The sequence below is a fragment of the Cereibacter johrii genome (assembly GCF_001720585.1).
Lineage (GTDB): Bacteria > Pseudomonadota > Alphaproteobacteria > Rhodobacterales > Rhodobacteraceae > Cereibacter_A > Cereibacter_A johrii.
Genome location: NZ_MABH01000170.1, coordinates 1 through 15,964, shown reverse-complemented (window position 1 = coordinate 15,964; position 15,964 = coordinate 1). Strand labels below are relative to the sequence as shown.

Annotated in this window: 17 protein-coding genes and 1 pseudogene; 14 read left to right on the top strand and 4 right to left on the bottom strand. The window is 69.9% G+C overall.

The window, feature by feature from the left end; genetic code table 11:
* The 5 genes and pseudogenes from A9O63_RS16250 to trpB form a co-directional block, all read left to right on the top strand.
* Window positions 1–181: pseudogene (locus A9O63_RS16250) on the top strand (tRNA (adenosine(37)-N6)-threonylcarbamoyltransferase complex transferase subunit TsaD); the annotation flags it as partial.
* Window positions 178–1,095, top strand: a complete 918-nt coding sequence (locus A9O63_RS16245; protein ID WP_069332874.1) for an NAD(P)H-dependent glycerol-3-phosphate dehydrogenase — start codon at window positions 178–180, stop codon at window positions 1,093–1,095. The pseudogene A9O63_RS16250 and the gene A9O63_RS16245, both read left to right, overlap by 4 nt.
* A 3-nt stretch (window positions 1,096–1,098) precedes the next feature.
* A complete protein-coding gene (locus A9O63_RS16240) occupies window positions 1,099–1,371 on the top strand; it encodes a YciI family protein (protein ID WP_069332873.1) in 273 nt (90 codons plus the stop codon).
* A complete protein-coding gene (locus A9O63_RS16235; protein ID WP_069332872.1) occupies window positions 1,371–1,784 on the top strand; it encodes an EVE domain-containing protein in 414 nt (137 codons plus the stop codon). The genes A9O63_RS16240 and A9O63_RS16235 overlap by 1 nt, the downstream gene beginning before the upstream one ends.
* A gap of 320 nt (window positions 1,785–2,104) precedes the next feature.
* Window positions 2,105–3,310, top strand: a complete 1,206-nt coding sequence (gene trpB, locus A9O63_RS16230; RefSeq protein WP_069332871.1) for a tryptophan synthase subunit beta — start codon at window positions 2,105–2,107, stop codon at window positions 3,308–3,310.
* Between the two features lie 156 nt (window positions 3,311–3,466).
* Here trpB and ahcY read toward each other — a convergent pair whose 3' ends face one another.
* Window positions 3,467–4,858: an adenosylhomocysteinase gene (gene ahcY, locus A9O63_RS16225; RefSeq protein WP_002722208.1), complete on the bottom strand. Its 1,392-nt coding sequence runs from the start codon at window positions 4,856–4,858 to the stop codon at window positions 3,467–3,469.
* A gap of 121 nt (window positions 4,859–4,979) precedes the next feature.
* Between ahcY and A9O63_RS23590 the strand changes: the two genes are divergently transcribed.
* Genes A9O63_RS23590 through A9O63_RS16215 form a run of 3 tightly spaced genes read left to right on the top strand, consistent with a single transcriptional unit; the run spans window position 4,980 to window position 6,500 of the window.
* Window positions 4,980–5,471 (top strand): glycosyltransferase, encoded by a 492-nt coding sequence (locus A9O63_RS23590; RefSeq protein WP_268874945.1) that lies wholly within the window; start codon window positions 4,980–4,982, stop codon window positions 5,469–5,471.
* Window positions 5,389–5,919 (top strand): glycosyltransferase, encoded by a 531-nt coding sequence (locus A9O63_RS23585; RefSeq protein ID WP_268874944.1) that lies wholly within the window; start codon window positions 5,389–5,391, stop codon window positions 5,917–5,919. The genes A9O63_RS23590 and A9O63_RS23585 overlap by 83 nt, the downstream gene beginning before the upstream one ends.
* A 17-nt stretch (window positions 5,920–5,936) precedes the next feature.
* Window positions 5,937–6,500 (top strand): HD domain-containing protein, encoded by a 564-nt coding sequence (locus tag A9O63_RS16215; protein WP_069332875.1) that lies wholly within the window; start codon window positions 5,937–5,939, stop codon window positions 6,498–6,500.
* A gap of 11 nt (window positions 6,501–6,511) precedes the next feature.
* On the opposite strand, the gene A9O63_RS16210 is transcribed toward A9O63_RS16215, so the two are convergent.
* The 3 genes from A9O63_RS16210 to A9O63_RS16200 form a co-directional block, all read right to left on the bottom strand.
* Window positions 6,512–6,826: an H-NS histone family protein gene (locus tag A9O63_RS16210; RefSeq protein WP_069332870.1), complete on the bottom strand. Its 315-nt coding sequence runs from the start codon at window positions 6,824–6,826 to the stop codon at window positions 6,512–6,514.
* A 236-nt stretch (window positions 6,827–7,062) separates the two neighbouring features.
* The gene (locus tag A9O63_RS16205; protein WP_002722225.1) at window positions 7,063–7,617 is read right to left on the bottom strand and encodes an ActR/PrrA/RegA family redox response regulator transcription factor; all 555 of its coding nucleotides are present in this window, start codon (window positions 7,615–7,617) and stop codon (window positions 7,063–7,065) included.
* The gene (locus tag A9O63_RS16200) at window positions 7,610–8,305 is read right to left on the bottom strand and encodes an SCO family protein (RefSeq protein ID WP_069332869.1); all 696 of its coding nucleotides are present in this window, start codon (window positions 8,303–8,305) and stop codon (window positions 7,610–7,612) included. The genes A9O63_RS16205 and A9O63_RS16200 overlap by 8 nt, the downstream gene beginning before the upstream one ends.
* Window positions 8,306–8,396: 91 nt before the next feature.
* Here A9O63_RS16200 and regB point away from each other — a divergent pair, with 91 nt between their 5' ends.
* The 6 genes from regB to addB form a co-directional block, all read left to right on the top strand.
* Window positions 8,397–9,785 carry a sensor histidine kinase RegB gene (gene regB / locus A9O63_RS16195; protein WP_069332868.1) on the top strand — a complete coding sequence of 463 codons (1,389 nt, stop codon included), beginning with the start codon at window positions 8,397–8,399 and terminating at the stop codon, window positions 9,783–9,785.
* Window positions 9,786–9,914: 129 nt separating this feature from the next.
* On the top strand, window positions 9,915–11,477 hold the full coding sequence (locus A9O63_RS16190) for a PAS-domain containing protein (protein ID WP_069332867.1): 1,563 nt from the start codon (window positions 9,915–9,917) through the stop codon (window positions 11,475–11,477).
* 282 nt (window positions 11,478–11,759) lie between these two features.
* The gene (tsaE, locus tag A9O63_RS16185) at window positions 11,760–12,245 is read left to right on the top strand and encodes a tRNA (adenosine(37)-N6)-threonylcarbamoyltransferase complex ATPase subunit type 1 TsaE (RefSeq protein ID WP_069332866.1); all 486 of its coding nucleotides are present in this window, start codon (window positions 11,760–11,762) and stop codon (window positions 12,243–12,245) included.
* Window positions 12,238–13,263, top strand: coding sequence for an aminoglycoside phosphotransferase family protein (locus tag A9O63_RS16180; protein ID WP_069332865.1), 1,026 nt, complete (start codon window positions 12,238–12,240; stop codon window positions 13,261–13,263). The genes tsaE and A9O63_RS16180 overlap by 8 nt, the downstream gene beginning before the upstream one ends.
* Window positions 13,245–13,910 (top strand): nucleotidyltransferase family protein, encoded by a 666-nt coding sequence (locus A9O63_RS16175; RefSeq protein WP_069332864.1) that lies wholly within the window; start codon window positions 13,245–13,247, stop codon window positions 13,908–13,910. Before A9O63_RS16180 ends, A9O63_RS16175 begins: the two co-directional genes overlap by 19 nt.
* Window positions 13,903–15,964: double-strand break repair protein AddB (gene addB, locus A9O63_RS16170; protein ID WP_069332863.1), on the top strand; the 2,062-nt coding region annotated here is incomplete at its 3' end. The genes A9O63_RS16175 and addB, both read left to right, overlap by 8 nt.

The following is a 15,964-nucleotide window of genomic DNA, read 5'->3' as shown; positions in this document are numbered from 1 at the left end:
CTTCCTCGCCCCGCCGCTCCGGCTCTGCACCGACAATGCGGCGATGATCGCCTGGGCCGGGATCGAGCGGTTCCGCGCCGGCGGCCGCGACGGGATGGAGCTTTCCGCCCGCCCGCGCTGGCCGCTCGACCGCAGCGCACCCGCGCTGATCGGCTCGGGCAAGAAGGGGGCCAAGGCATGATCGGCATTCTCGGCGCAGGCGCCTTCGGCACGGCCCTCGCGGTGACGCTCGGGCGCGAGCAGCCGGTGACGCTCTGGGCGCGCGGCGGCGCGCCCCGGCTCGCCGTCGATCTGCCGGAGCAGGTCCGGCTCACTGCCGATCTCGGCGAGGCGCTGGCCGAGACGGTGCTGCTGGCCGTGCCGATGCAGGCGCTGGGAGGGCTCTTGCGGGCCGAGGCGGCGCGGCTTCGGGGACGCGCGCTTGTCGCCTGCTGCAAGGGCGTCGATCTCGCCACCGGCCTCGGGCCGACGGGGCTCATCGCCGAAGCCTGTCCGGGCAGCCCGGCCGCCATCCTCACGGGCCCGAGCTTCGCGGCCGACATCGCGCGCGGGCTGCCCACGGCGCTCACGCTCGCCACCCAGGACGAGGCCGCAGGCGAGGCCCTGCAGCGCCAGCTGTCGACCGCGGCGCTGCGGCTCTACCGGACGACCGATACGGTGGGGGCCGAGCTCGGCGGCGCGCTGAAGAACGTGATCGCCATCGCCGCGGGCGTGGTGATCGGCGCGGGCCTCGGCCAGTCGGCGCGGGCCGCGCTGATGACGCGGGGCTATGCCGAAATGCAGCGGCTGGCCCTTGCGCTCGGCGCCCGGCCCGAGACGCTCGCGGGCCTTTCGGGCCTGGGCGATCTGGTCCTGACCTGCACCTCGGACCAGTCGCGGAACTTCCGCTACGGCCAGGCGCTCGGCGCGGGTGCGGCGTTCGACGGCAGCGTGACCGTCGAGGGCCGCGCGACGGCGCGGGCCGTGGCGGGCCTCGCCGTCCGCCACGGGATCGACATGCCGATCACCGCCATGGTCGATGCGCTCGTCGAGGGGCGCGTGACCCTGCCGCAGGCCATCCAGTCCCTTTTGTCCCGCCCCCTGAAACAGGAGTAGACCATGCGCGTGGCCCTCATCTGCACCGACAAGGCCGGTGCGCTCCAGACCCGGCTCGACAACCGCTCGGCCCATCTGGCCTACATCGCCGAAACCGGCGTGGTCGAGATGGCGGGCCCGTTCCTGAACCCCGAGGGGCAGATGACCGGCTCGCTCCTGGTGCTCGAGGTGGGCTCGCTGGCCGAGGCCGAGGCCTGGGCCGCGGGCGATCCCTACGCGCAGGCGGGCCTCTTCGAGAGCGTCTCCCTCTCGGAATGGAAGAAGGTGGTGGGCTGATGGCCTGCTGGCTGTTCAAGTCCGAGCCCGACGCCTGGTCCTGGGATCAGCAGGTGGCGAAGGGCGCCGAGGGCGAGGAATGGACGGGCGTGCGCAACTATCAGGCGCGCAACCACATGCGGGCGATGCAGCTCGGCGACCGTGGCTTCTTCTACCATTCCAACATCGGCAAGGAGGTGGTGGGGATCGTCGAGGTCTGCCGCCTCTCCGCGCCCGATTCCACCGCCGACGATCCGCGCTGGGACTGCGTGACGGTCCGCGCGGTCGAGCCCCTGCCGAAGCCCGTGACGCTCGAGGCGATCAAGGCCGAGCCGCGGCTGTCCCAGATGGTGCTCGTGACCAACTCCCGCCTCTCGGTGCAGCCGGTGAGCGAGGCGGAATGGCGCACGATCTGCGAGATGGGCGGTCTCTGAGGCGGTCGGCCTGTCACGGAAATGGAGGATCCCACCCCAGCAGGGACCCTCCATTCACCCCACACGCGCCCACCCGGCCCTCATGTGTCCTGAACAGTCCCCGGGGCATCCTGCCCGCAAGGGACAAGCTAGCCCGACTCGCAGGCTCGGCGCAAAGTCCAAGCATCGCGCATTCGACTCGAATGCCCCCGAGCGCGCCGCCATCCGCGCCGGCGCCCGCAAGCGCAAAGGGATATTCTCCCCCTGCGACCATGCCCGGTCTGGCAGAGGCGCGCCGCGCAGGGGATAGTGCCGCGACAGTTCCAAGGAGGAGCGGCGGCATGAGCGCCTATCTGAAATCCCACCCGACCCACGACGGCTTCTTCGGCCCCTACGGAGGCGCCATGCTGCCGCCCCCGCTCGAGCCCCATTTCGCGGCGATCCGCGAGGCCTATGGCCGGATCTCGAAATCGGCCGATTTCATCGCGGAGCTGCGCTACATCCGCAAGCATTTCCAGGGCCGGCCCACGCCGGTCTCCCACCTGAAGAACCTCTCGGGCCTCTGCGGCGGCGCCCAGATCTATGCCAAGCGCGAGGATCTGAACCACACGGGCGCCCACAAGCTCAACCACTGCATGGCCGAGGGGCTGCTCGCCCGCTTCATGGGCAAGACGAAGCTGATGGCCGAGACGGGCGCCGGCCAGCACGGCGTGGCGCTGGCCACGGCCGCGGCCTATTTCGGCATGGAATGCGAGATCCACATGGGCGAGATCGACATCGCCAAGGAGGCGCCGAACGTCACGCGCATGAAGCTTCTGGGCGCCACGGTGGTGCCGGTGGGCTTCGGCGGCCGCTCGCTGAAGGAGGCCGTCGACAGCTGCTTCCAGAGCTACCTCGCCCAGGCCGACACGGCGCTCTTCGCCATCGGCTCGGTCGTGGGTCCGCATCCGTTCCCGATGATGGTGCGCGACTTCCAGCATGTGGTGGGGGTCGAGGCGCGCGAGCAGTTCCTCGAGATGACGGGCGAGCTGCCCGACATGGTGGCGGCCTGCGTGGGCGGCGGATCCAACGCGATGGGGATCTTCTCGGGCTTCCTCGACGACGAGGTGGCGCTTTACGGGATCGAGCCCTGCGGCACCTCCTCGAAGCTCGGCGACCATGCGGCGACGATCGCCTACGGCGAGGACGGCGACATCCACGGCTTCCGCACCATGGTGCTGAAGGATGCCGAGGGCAATCCGGCGCCGGTCCATACCGTGGCCTCCGGCCTCGATTATCCGGGCGTCGGCCCCGAGCACGCCTTCCTGCACCGCTCGGGGCGCGTGACCTATACCGGCGCCGACGACCGCGAGGCGCTCGCGGCCTTCTTCGCCCTCTCGCGCCACGAGGGCATCATCCCCGCCCTGGAAAGTGCCCATGCCGTGGCCTTCGCCATGCGCGAGGCGAAGGCCCATGCGGGCAAGTCGATCCTCGTCAACCTCTCGGGGCGCGGCGACAAGGACATCGACTACGTCACCCAGACCTTCGGCTTCGGCGAGACCGCCTGACCGACCCCCGCTTTCACTCTGCCCAAATATCCCGCGGGGGAGTCCGGCCCCCGGGGGCCGGACGGGGGGCGCGCAGCCCCCCTCTTGCCGTCGCGCCGACGCCAGCAGAAAGGGCCGCCGGTTTCCCGACGGCCCCCTCCGCATCCGCGACTGCGGTCAGTAGCGGTAATGCTCGGCCTTGAACGGCCCCTCGACCTTCACGCCGATATAGTCGGCCTGCTCGGGGCGCAGTTCGGTCAGTTTCACGCCAATCTTCTTCAGATGCAGCCGCGCCACCTTCTCGTCGAGCGCCTTGGGCAGGATATAGACGCCCGGCTGATAGTCCGCGCCCTTGGTCCAGAGCTCGATCTGCGCCAGCACCTGGTTGGTGAAGGAGGCCGACATCACGAAGGACGGGTGGCCGGTGGCATTGCCGAGGTTCAGCAGCCGCCCCTCGGACAGCAGGATGATCCGGCTGCCCGAGGGCATCTCGATCATGTCCACCTGGTCCTTGATGTTGGTCCATTTGTGGTTCTTCAGCGCAGCGACCTGGATCTCATTGTCGAAATGGCCGATGTTGCCGACGATCGCCATGTCCTTCATCTCGCGCATGTGCTCGATGCGGATCACGTCGCGGTTGCCGGTGGTGGTGATGAAGATGTCGGCATCCTGCACCACATCCTCGAGCACCACGACCTCGAACCCGTCCATGGCGGCCTGCAGCGCGCAGATCGGATCGACCTCGGTCACCTTCACGCGGGCGCCCGCGCCCCGCAGGCTGGCGGCCGAGCCCTTGCCCACATCGCCATAGCCGCAGACCACGGCGACCTTGCCCGCCATCATCACGTCGGTCGCGCGGCGGATGCCGTCCACGAGCGATTCCTTGCAGCCGTACTTGTTGTCGAACTTCGACTTGGTGACGCTGTCGTTCACGTTGATCGCGGGGAAGGGCAGCAGGCCCTTCTTGTGCAGGTCATAGAGGCGGTGCACGCCCGTGGTGGTCTCTTCCGACACACCCTTGATCGCGTCGCGCTGCTTCGTGAACCAGCCGGGCGTCTCGGCCATGCGCTTCCTGATCTGGTTGAAGAGGCAGACCTCCTCATCCGATTGCGGCACGGCGATGAGGTCGGTCTCGCCCGCCTCGACCCGCGCACCGAGCAGGATGTAGAGCGTGGCATCCCCCCCGTCGTCGAGGATCATGTTGCAGGTGCCGTCGGCGAACTGGAAGATCTTGTCGGTATAGGCCCAATAGTCCTCGAGCGTCTCGCCCTTGATCGCGAAGACCGGCACGCCCGAGGCGGCGATGGCGGCGGCGGCATGGTCCTGGGTCGAGAAGATGTTGCACGAGGCCCAGCGGACGTCGGCGCCGAGCGCCACGAGCGTCTCGATCAGCACCGCGGTCTGGACGGTCATGTGCAGCGAGCCCGCGATGCGAGCCCCCTTGAGGGGTTTGGAGGCGCCGAACTCCTCGCGCAGAGCCATCAGGCCCGGCATCTCGGTCTCGGCGATGTCCAGTTCCTTGCGCCCGAAGTCGGCGAGCGATAGATCCTTGACGATGAAATCGGCCATGGCTTTCGGCTCCTGATCACTGAATTGGCCCTGCCTTAGCATCGACGCAGGATCGGAGCAATCCGCGCGCCCTGCGGCGTTCGAGGCATTCGGGGCCAGAGAGGAATGGGCAATCGTGGGGATGACAGTGGAGGCGTCGCGCCCGGCGCGGTCGCGGCAGGCGATGATCTTCCGGTGCAACACGGGCTGTCTGCCCTTCGCGCTCCATGCCGCCGGGCGGATCGACCGGCTGACGCCCGGACGCACCTTCGACATCTGCATCTGCCATGGCGAGGAGCCGATCGTTGTCCCGGGCAGCCTCTCGCCGCTCGATGTCAGGCTGATCCGGATCGACACCACCGGCCTCTTCACCGGGCTGCGGCCCGATCCCGTGCGGACGCACGATGTCTGTCTGCGGCTTGCGGTGACGCAGGCATTGGCCGCCGACTATGATCGGATCATTTATCTCGATTCCGACATTTTCGTGCAGGGCGGCGATTTCACAGCACTCCTCGGCTTCGATCCCGGAAATCATCCGCGGGGCGGCGTCCGTGACATTATCCAATGGCGCACGCCCGGGCGCCGCGCCGAGCAGTTCCGCGGGCTCCCAATTTCAGTGCCGGCCTTCTCTTGATGGATGGGACGCGCTACAACGAAATGAGCTTTTTCGGCCAGTGTATCGAACTCGGCGGCGCGAGGCCTCGCGAATGATCCGGCACGACCAGAGCCTTTACAATGCCGTCCTTCGCGGCGATTGGGCCGGACTCAGCCCGATGTGGAACTGGCCCTATTCCCGGTCGGCGCGCCCGTTCGCGACGATGCGTTATCCGCATATCGTTCGCTTCATCGGGACGCTGAAGCCCCGGGCGGATCGGAAAGGCCGGTACTCGCTGCGGTTCGCCCAAATCTGCGATCGGTTCATCGCCGATCACTTCCCGGACCGGCCGCGGGCTCCGGTGAGCGGCGGACTCTCGCCCGAGTCACGCCTAATGCGAAAGATGCTGATGAAGCATTTCCTGCCGTCGTCAAAACTTGCCCGCTATCTGGGCCGCTTTCCATCCGACCTGACGGTGATCCGGTGAAACGGGCCTGGCAGCGGATGCTTTCGGGGCGGCGGCTCGATCTGCTCGATCCGACGCCCATGGATATCGAGATCGAGGACATCGCCCACGGTCTGGCCTTCGTGGCGCGCTGGAACGGCCAGACCCGCGGCGACTTCGCCTTTTCCGTGGCCGAACATTCGCTGCTGGTCGAGGAGATCCTGGGGCGCTCTCAACCCAGGGTTCAGACGCGCTGGCGGCTTGCCGCGCTGCTGCACGATGCGCCGGAATATGTCATCGGAGACATGATCAGCCCGGTGAAGGATGCCATCGGCCCGCAATACAGCGACCTGGATGCGCGGCTTGCGGCGGCCATCCACCTCCGATTCGGATTGCCTGCCCAATTGCCGCTTCAGGTGAAGCGCGACATCAAGAAGGCCGATCGGATCTCGGCCTGGCTCGAGGCGGTGCAGATTGCGGGTTTCACCGAGGCAGAGGCGACCCGTTTCTTCGGTCGGCCGGCCGAAGCTGTCCTCGACGGGCTGGAAATCCGCCTGAGGCCGCCTGTTGAGGTGCGGGCGGCCTATACCGCCCGGCACCAAGAGCTTCTGTCGGCGCTCTAGGGCGCCTGACGTCAGATCGCCATGCTTTCGGCGGGCTTGCCCGACTTGATCGCAGCCTCGAACCAGCGCGGCTTGCGCCCGCGGCCCGACCAGGTGTCCGAAGGGTTTTCCGGATTGGCGTATTTCGGCTGAGCGGCGGCGCGCCGTTTGGTCCCTGCGGTTCCCGTCAGTTCCGAAAGGGAGAAGCCGAGTTCACGGGCCTTTTCTTCCAGTTCGGCCAGCGCGTCCCGCTTCCGGCGGTCCTCGTAGGTCGAGATCGCTTTCGCCACCTGGGCCTGCAGCGACTTCAGTTCCTTGAGGCTCATGGAGTCGAGATCGATATCCATTCATTCTTCCCGTTAAAACGAACCATCACTCAATTCATTTTACGGTTTCGTAAAAAGGTCAATCCGGTGGCCTGAGAAATTCCACATTTATCTGCCTGGCGGGCAAGAAATTGCACGGAGCCATTGCACTTTCGGGTAGTCCAATACCCAGAGCCGATCCCGATGCCCTTCCGCCTGCCAATGGAAAAGGCGGCAGGCCCCCGGCCGCCGCCCTCTCTTCCGCCGATACGGATGCTTCAGCGCGGGCTGCGCTTTGCCAGGATGCGCTGCAGCGTCCGCCGGTGCATGTTGAGCCGCCGGGCGGTCTCCGAGACGTTGCGGTCGCACATTTCGTAGATGCGCTGGATGTGCTCCCACCGCACGCGGTCGGCCGACATCGGATTTTCCGGCGGCGGCGGCAGGCTCTCGCCCTTGGCGAGCAGCGCATGCGTCACCTCGTTGGCGTCGGCGGGCTTGGACAGGTAGTCCGTGGCGCCGATCTTCACGGCGGCGACCGCCGTCGCAATGGCGCCGTAGCCCGTCAGCACGACGATGCGGCAATCGGGCCGGCGCTCGCGCAGCACCTCGACCACATCGAGCCCGTTGCCGTCCTCGAGCCGCAGGTCCACCACCGCATAGGCCGGCGGACGCGCCTGGGCGATCGCCTTGCCTTCCGCGACGCTCTGTGCCGTTTCGAGAACGAAGCCCCGCTTCTCCATCGCCTTGGCAAGCCGCTTCAGGAAGGGCTCGTCATCGTCCACGAGAAGCAGGGACCTGTCGGCCCCGAGTTCGAATACCAGATCCTCAGCCATGATTGTCGCCCATCTGCTTTCCCCTGGATGCTTGATAGGACTTCTGCGTCCGAGCGTCAAAGGAAGTTGACACATTGCTGTCATTCACGAAGCACGAAATTCGCTCGGCGATCTGTTCGGGCGTGTCTTCGCGCTTGAAGAAGTCGACGAAGCCTGTCTCGGGCAGCATGAAATAGGTGAAGGTCGAGTGATCGACGAGGTAAAAGTCGTCGTCGGACTCCTGCACCCGGTAGAAGGTCTTGTAGGCCTGCGAGGCGGCCTTCACCTGCTCTTCCGTGCCGGTCAGCGCGACCGTGTCGGGATGGATCGCCTCGGCGAAGAACTTCAGCTGTTCGGGCGTGTCGCGCTTGGGATCGATCGAGATGAAGACCGGCGTGACCTCGATGCCCCATTCCGTCAGGATGTCCACGGCCTGCGCATTGCGCGCCATGTCGAAGGGGCAGACGTCGGGGCAGAACGTATAGCCGAAATAGACGAGCGAGGGCTTTGCCAGAACCTCGCGGTCGGTCACGGTGCGGCCCTCCTGATCGACCAGCGTGAAGGGCCCGCCGATGGCGCCGCCCGCCACCTGATTGGCGCCGCACCCCGCGAACCGGTCTTCGGATCTGCCGAGGAAGACCCACGCCGCCGAGCCCGCAAGAAGCGCTGCGATGGCCGCCGCCGCGACCCCGGCATAGAGCTTCGTCATCAGATGATCCTCCTGCTTGCGGTTGCCGATTGATCCCGCGGGCACGGCAACCTAACAAGGTTCCGATACAGGCAAAGTGGCATGAGCTGCAATGATACTCGGTCCCGACGGCATTCTGAACCGTGACACCCGCGGCGACTGGGTGCGGCTGCGCACCCTGATCCTCCTGCGCTGGATGGCGGTGGCGGGACAGCTCGCCGCCATCGTCGTGACCGACTGGTATCTGGGGGTCCGCCTGCCGATGGGGCTCTGCTTCATGGCCGTCGGCGCCTCCGTCATCGCGAACGTGATCGCGACCTTCGTCTTCCCGCAGAACCGCCGCCTGACCGAGTTCCAGGCGCTGATGATCCTGCTCTTCGACCTCACGCAGCTGTCGTTCCTGCTGTTCCTGACCGGGGGGCTCACCAACCCGTTTGCGCTCCTGATCCTCGCGCCCGTCACCATCTCGGCGCTCGCGCTCGAGCTGCGCACGACCGTCATTCTCGGGGCCATCGCGATCGGTCTTCTGACCTTCACGGCCTATTTCCACCTGCCGCTGATCCTCGCCGACGGGTCGAGCCTGTCCGTGCCGCGCATGTTCGAATTCGGCTTCTGGCTCGCCATCGTCATCGGCATCCTGTTCCTCGGCCTCTATTCCCGGCGGGTCGCCATCGAGATCCGCTCGATGTCGGATGCGCTTCTGGCCACGCAGATGGCGCTCGACCGCGAGCAGAAGCTGACGGATCTCGGCGGGGTGGTGGCCGCGGCCGCGCACGAGCTCGGCACGCCGCTCGCCACGATCAAGCTGGTGAGTTCGGAGCTTGCCGAGGAGCTCTCCGAGCAGCCCGCGCTGCGCGACGATGCGGAACTGATCCGCGAGCAGGCCGACCGCTGCCGCGACATCCTCCGCTCGATGGGCCGGGCCGGGAAGGACGATCTGCAGATGCGGCAGGCCCCTCTGGGCGAGGTGCTGCGCGAGGCGGCCGAGCCCCATGTCGGGCGCGGCAAGCAGGTGGAGTTCGACCTCTATCCCAGCCGTGGCGGCGACGAGCGCCAGCCGGTGATCCTGCGCCGTCCCGAGGTGATCCACGGGCTGCGCAACCTCATTCAGAACGCCGTCGATTTCGCCCGCTCCACGGTCTGGATCGACGGCGAATGGACGGGCGACCGGATCGCGATCCGGATCGTGGACGATGGCGAGGGCTATGCGCCCGCGATCATCGGCCGCATCGGCGATCCCTTCGTGCGGCAGCGTCGCGCCGAAGAGAGCCAGTCGCGCCGGCCGGGCTATGAGGGCATGGGCCTGGGGCTCTTCATCGCCAAGACGCTTCTGGAGCGGTCCGGCGCCGAACTGAGCTTCGCCAACGCCGCCGATCCCTTCCTGCGCAGCCACGAGCGGCCCGAACGCTGCGGGGCCATCGTCGAGGTGATCTGGCCGGTCGACAGGCTGGTGGTGGTCCGCAACGCGCCGCTGGGCGAGAACGTCCTGATCCAGACCTGATCCGGCGCCGGAGGCCGCGCCCGACCCTGCCGGGAGCGGCAGCCCCGCCGCCCGTCCGGGCTCCATTAACGGCCCCTTAACCTTCCTCTCGGCAAGCTGCCCGCAGGGCTTGCGACAGGGGGAGATCGGATGAACTTCGATTGGCCGCTCGCATTGGGGCTGATCCTGACCGCGGTCGCGGCGGCTTCGGCGGCCGTGGTTCTGGCAAGCCTCCTGCAAGCCCGCGCGGGCCGGCGGTCCGAGGGCGTCTTCTCGGATCCGCAGGGCGGCACGGTCTTCCTCTTCGACGGCGAGACCCTGCTCGACGCGACGCCGGGCGCCCGCGCGATCCTCGCCCTCTCGCCCGCGCGCGGCGGGCCCTGGCTCCGGCTCCTTGCCTACCTCGTGCCGCGCTTTCCCGATCTCGAGGCGCGCCTGTCGCGGCTGGCGGGAGACGGGCGCTTCACGCTCGCCTCCGCGGGCGAGGGCGAGCCGCTTCTCCTGACGGCAGAGATGCGGGGGGGCATCACGCGGCTCACCATCGACGACCCGTCCAGCGCCGAGCGGCCCCGGATGGACCATCTCTCGCAGCGTGCGCTGGCGGAAGAGCTCGACCAGCTGCGCGCGACGGTGGCGCAGGCGCCGCTGATGATGTGGCGCGAGAGCGCCGGGGGCGAGGTGATCTGGGCCAATGCCGCCTATCTGCACGAGGCCGCCCAGCGGCTTCCGCCCGACCGGGACCTGAGCTGGCCGCTCCCCCGGCTGTTCGACCGGGCAGCCTCGGCTCAGGGCGCCCCGCGCCAGCGCCAGAAGATCGAGGTCAAGGGCGTCGACCGGTGGTTCGATCTCGAGAGCTTTGCCGATCCGGCCGGGCGGCTCCTCTTCGCCCTTCCCGCCGATGCGGCGGTTCAGGCCGAGGCCACGCTCCGCGACTTCATGCAGACCCTCGCCAAGACCTTTGCCCATCTGCCCATCGGGCTTGCGATCTTCGACCAGCACCGCAAGCTCGCCCTCTTCAATCCGGCGCTCCTCGATCTCACCGGCCTGCCGCCCGACATGCTGGCGCTGCAACCCTCGCTCTTCTCCTTTCTCGAGGCCCTGCGGGACCGGCAGATGATCCCCGAGCCCAAGGATTACCCGAGCTGGCGCCGCCAGATCCTCGAGCTCGAGAAGGCGGCCGCGAGCGGGCTCTATGTCGACACCTGGAGCCTGCCGTCGGGCCAGACCTACCGCGTGATCGGCCGGCCGCATCCGAACGGGGCTCTGGCGCTCATGTTCGAGGATATCTCGACCGAGATGACGCGGACCCGCCGCTACCGGGCCGATCTGGAACTCGGGCAGGCGGTGGTGGATGCGATGGAGGATGCGATCGCCGTCTTCTCGCCCGCGGGCGATCTCGTGATGACGAACGCGGCCTACGGGGCCCTCTGGGGCCACGATCCGGTGGAAACGGTGGGCGGGGGCGTCGCCGTGCAGCTCTGCGAGCAGTGGCGCGCGCGCAGCAGCCCCTCGCCGATCTGGATCGAGGCCGAGCGTTTCCTCGCCGAGCTTGGTCCGCGCGACCCCTGGTCGGGCGAGATCCGGCTCGAGGATGGCCGCCTTGTCTCCTGCCGCTTTGCACCGCTGACCGGCGGGGCGACCCTCGTTCTGTTCCGCATCCTCGAAACCCGCGCCGCAGAGGCGGCCGATCCTGCGAACCTGCGCACGGCCTGACGCCCGCCCCGGGCGGGAGCGCCGGCAGGCCGGGTTGCGGTCCGACAGCTGGCCGGGCATGAGAAAAGGGCCTGTGCCGGGCGGGACGTGGACGGCCGGTCGTGACTGCGCAGATGGGGCAGGAGCACCGCGCAGGCGGGCACGATGGCGAGGCCGGCGGAGCGCCCGCCGCGCCGCCGCCCGTGCGATTCCGCGGCAGCCCGGCCGATCAGGACCGCGGGACTTCGGGGCGGGGCTGCGCCGTGGATCCGCCTCCCCTTGCGCCGGGGCGCGGCTCTGGGCATGGTCTCGGCCATGCCGGATCCCGCCCCGCTCCTTCTCGCGCTTGCCTCGGAAGAGGATACCGCCCGTCTGGGCGCGGCCCTCGCCCGCCTCCTGCGGCCGGGCGACGTGCTTCTGCTCGAGGGGCCCATCGGCGCGGGCAAGACCCATCTCGCCCGCGCGCTGATCCGCGCGGCGCTGGGGCACGAGGAGGAGGTGCCCTCGCCCACCTTCACGCTGGTCCAGACCTACGAGGCGCCGGGGCACGAGATCTGGCACGCCGATCTCTACCGGCTGACCCATCCCGACGAGGTGCTGGAACTGGGGCTCGAGGCGGCCTTCGCGACCGCCGTCTGCCTCGTCGAATGGCCGGACCGGCTGGGCGACCTCGCCCCGCCCGGCGCGCTCTGCCTGCGGCTCGAGGCCGAGGGCGAGGGCCGTCGTGCGACCCTTTCAGGCGGACGACCGGGCCTGCTCGCGGCATTGTCGGAGGCGTGGCATGGCTGATCTGGCGCCCTCCGGCCGCGCCGCGCAGGCTGCGGCCTTTCTCGCGCGGGCAGGCTGGGGCGCGGCCGAGCGGCGCCATCTGGCAGGCGATGCCTCGGACCGCAGCTACGAGCGGCTGCATCGGGGCGCAGAGACCGCCGTCCTGATGGATGCCCCGCCCGGCAAAGGCGACGATCCGGCGGCCTTCGTGGCCATCGCGGCCCATCTCGGCGGGCTGGGCCTCTCGCCGCCCGCCGTGCTGGCGCAGGATCTCGCGAACGGCTTCCTGCTTCTCGAGGATCTGGGCGACGGGCTCTTTGCGCGCCTGCTGGACCGCTCCGGCGCGGACGAGGCGGACCTCTATGCTGCGGCGACCGATGTGCTGGTCCATCTTCAGCGCGCGCCCGCGCCCGCGGGCCTGCCGGACCTCTCGGCGGCCGACTGGGCCCGCGCCGCGGCCATGGCGCCCGACTGGTATGTGCGCGCCGCCACCGGGACGGCCCCCGATGCCGCGCGCTTCACGACCCTGCTCGAGGAGGCGCTCCTCCGCCATGCCGACGGGCCGCGCGTGCTGATCCTGCGCGACTATCACGCCGAGAACCTGCTCTGGCTGCCCGACCGCGCCGGCCTCGCGCGGGTGGGGCTCCTCGACTTCCAGCTCGCCCAGATGGGCCAGCCGGGCTACGATCTCGTCTCGCTCCTGCAGGACGCGCGCCGCGACGTGCCCGAGCCGGTCGAGCGCGCGATGATCGCCCGCTTCGCCGCGGCCACGGGGGCCGAGCCGCAGGCCTTCGGGGCCGCCTATGCGGTTCTCGGCGCGCAGCGGGCGCTGCGGATCCTCGGCATCTTCGCCCGGCTCTGCCTCGTGGCGGGCAAACCCGGTTATGTCGCGCTGATCCCGCGGGTCTGGGGCCAGCTCTGGCGCAATCTCGGCCATCCCGCGCTCGCGCCGCTGGCGGCCGAATGCCGCGCCCTCCTGCCGGAGCCCGCTCCGGCCGTTCTGGAAAGGATCCGCGCGCAATGCGGCCGGAGGCGGTGATGATTTTCGCGGCGGGTTTCGGGACGCGCATGGGCGCCCTGACCGCCACCCGGCCGAAGCCGATGATCGAGGTCGCGGGCCGGCCGCTGATCGATCACGCGCTGGCGCTGGCCGAGGCGGCGGGCGTTTCGCGCATCGTGGCCAACACCCACTATCTGCCCGAAAGCCTGACCGCGCATCTGGCGGGCCGCGCCCTCGTCTCGCACGAGGAGGAGATCCTCGAGACCGGCGGCGGGCTGCGCCGGGCTCTGCCGCTTCTGGGGGATGGCCCGGTCCATACGCTGAACAGCGACGCGGTCTGGACCGGAGAGAACCCGCTGGACGAGCTGGCGGCGGGCTGGCGCGACGGGATGGAGGCGCTCCTTCTGCTGGCACCCTCGGGCCCCGCGCCGGGCGATTTCACCATGGATGCGGCGGGGCGTCTCGCCCGGGCGCGGGGCGCACCGGGCTACACCTATCTGGGCGCGCAGATCCTGCGGACCGACCGGCTCGCCGCCGTCGCCGAGGCCAAGTTCTCGCTCAATCTGATCTGGGATGCGATGATCGCCGCGGGCACGGCCCATGGCCTGATCCATCGCGGCGGCTGGTGCGACGTGGGGCGGCCCGAGGGGATCGCCGCGGCCGAGGCGATGCTTGCCGATGTTTGACACTCCCGGCCCCCGCCTCTTCGGCCTGCCGCCGGGCGTGGATTTTCCCGCAGCACTGGTGCGTGGCCTTCGCGCGCGCACGGCGGGGGCCGCGCCCGAGGCCATGGCGCGGGTCGAGCTTTACGTCAACACGCAGCGGATGCGGCGGCGGGTCACCGAGCTGATGACGGCCGAGGGCGCGGGCTTCCTGCCGCGCATCCGCCTCGTGACCGAGCTGCCGCCGGTGCCGGGCCTGCCCGCCCCCGTTCCGCCGCTGCGCCGCAGGCTCGAGCTTGCGCAGCTCGTGGCCCGGCTGATCGAGGCACAGCCCGACATCGCGCCGCGCTCGGCGCTCTTCGACCTGTCGGACAGCCTGGCCGAGCTCATCGACGAGATGCAGGGCGAAGGCGTGCCGCCCGAGGCCATCGCGCGGCTCGATGTGGCCGACCATTCGGCGCACTGGCAGCGGACGCAGGCCTTCATGGCGATCGTGGCGCCGATGTTCGGCGCGGACGCGCCCGATGCGCAGGCGCTGGCGCGGATGGCGGTCGAGCGGATCGCTGTGCGCTGGGCCGAGGCGCCGCCCGATCATCCGGTGATCGTCGCGGGCTCGACCGGCTCGCGGGGCACGACCAGCCTCTTCATGCAGGCGGTGGCGCGGCTGCCGCAGGGGGCGCTCGTGCTGCCCGGCTTCGACTTCGACCTGCCCGCCGCGGTCTGGGAGGGGATGGACGACGCGCTGACGGCCGAGGATCACCCGCAGTTCCGCTTTCACCGGCTGATGGGCCTCGTGGGCGCGGGCCCCGCCGAGGTCGGCCGCTGGACCGACGAGATCCCGCCCAGCCCGGACCGGAACCGGCTGATCTCGCTCTCGCTGCGGCCCGCGCCCGTCACCGACCAGTGGCTGACCGAGGGCCGGCACCTCAGCGGGCTTGCCGAGGCCGCGCGCGGCATGACGCTCATCGAGGCGCCGGGCCCGCGGGCCGAGGCGTTGGCGGTGGCGATGATCCTGAGGAAGGCCGCCGAGGAGGGGCGCCGCGCGGCGCTCATCACCTCGGACCGGGGGCTCACGCGGCAGGTGGCGGCGGCGCTGGACCGCTGGGGGATCGTGCCGGACGATTCCGCGGGCAAGCCGCTCGCGCTGTCGGCGCCGGGGCGCTTCCTGCGCCATGTGGCCCGGCTCTTCGGCCGGCGGCTGACCGGCGAGGCCCTGCTCACCCTGCTGAAACATCCGCTGACCGCGACCGGCGCGGACCGCGGCAACCACCTGCGCTGGACCCGGGATCTGGAGCTGCACCTCCGCCGGAAGGGTCCGCCCTTTCCGGCGGAGGCCGATCTCGCGCTCTGGGCCAGCACGCGGCCCGCGGACGGGGTGGCGGACTGGGCGCGCTGGCTGGGCGGGCTGATCGAGGGGTTGGACGCGGCGGGGCCACGGCCGCTCGCCGATCATGTGGCCGCGCATCTGGCGTTGGCCGAGGCGCTGGCCGCGGGGCCCGCGGGCACCACGACGGGCGAGCTCTGGCTGAAGGAGGCGGGCGAGGCGGCCCGCGCCGCCGTCGAGGAGCTGCGCCGCGAGGCGCCCCACGGGGGCGAGCTGACGCCGGCCGACTATACCGACCTCTTCGAGGCGATCCTCGCCCGCGGCGAGGTGCGCGAGGCGGTGCAGGCCCGGCCCGACCTGATGATCTGGGGCACGCTCGAGGCGCGCGTGCAGGGGGCGGATCTCGTGATCCTCGGCGGGCTGAACGACGGGACATGGCCGCAGCTGCCGCCGCCCGATCCGTGGCTCAACCGGCAGATGCGGCTGAAGGCCGGGCTTCTTCTGCCCGAGCGGCGGATCGGCCTGTCGGCGCACGATTACAGTCAGGCGGTGGCCGCGCCCGAGGTGGTGCTGAGCCGCGCCACCCGCGATGCCGAGGCCGAGACGGTGCCTTCGCGCTGGCTCAACCGGCTGATGAACCTGATGAGCGGGCTGAAGGCAGGAGGAGGACCCGAGGCGCTGGCCGGGATGCGCGCGCGCGGCCGCGACTGGCTGAGCCTCGCCGCGGCGCTGGAGCAGCCCGAGGCGCCGGTGC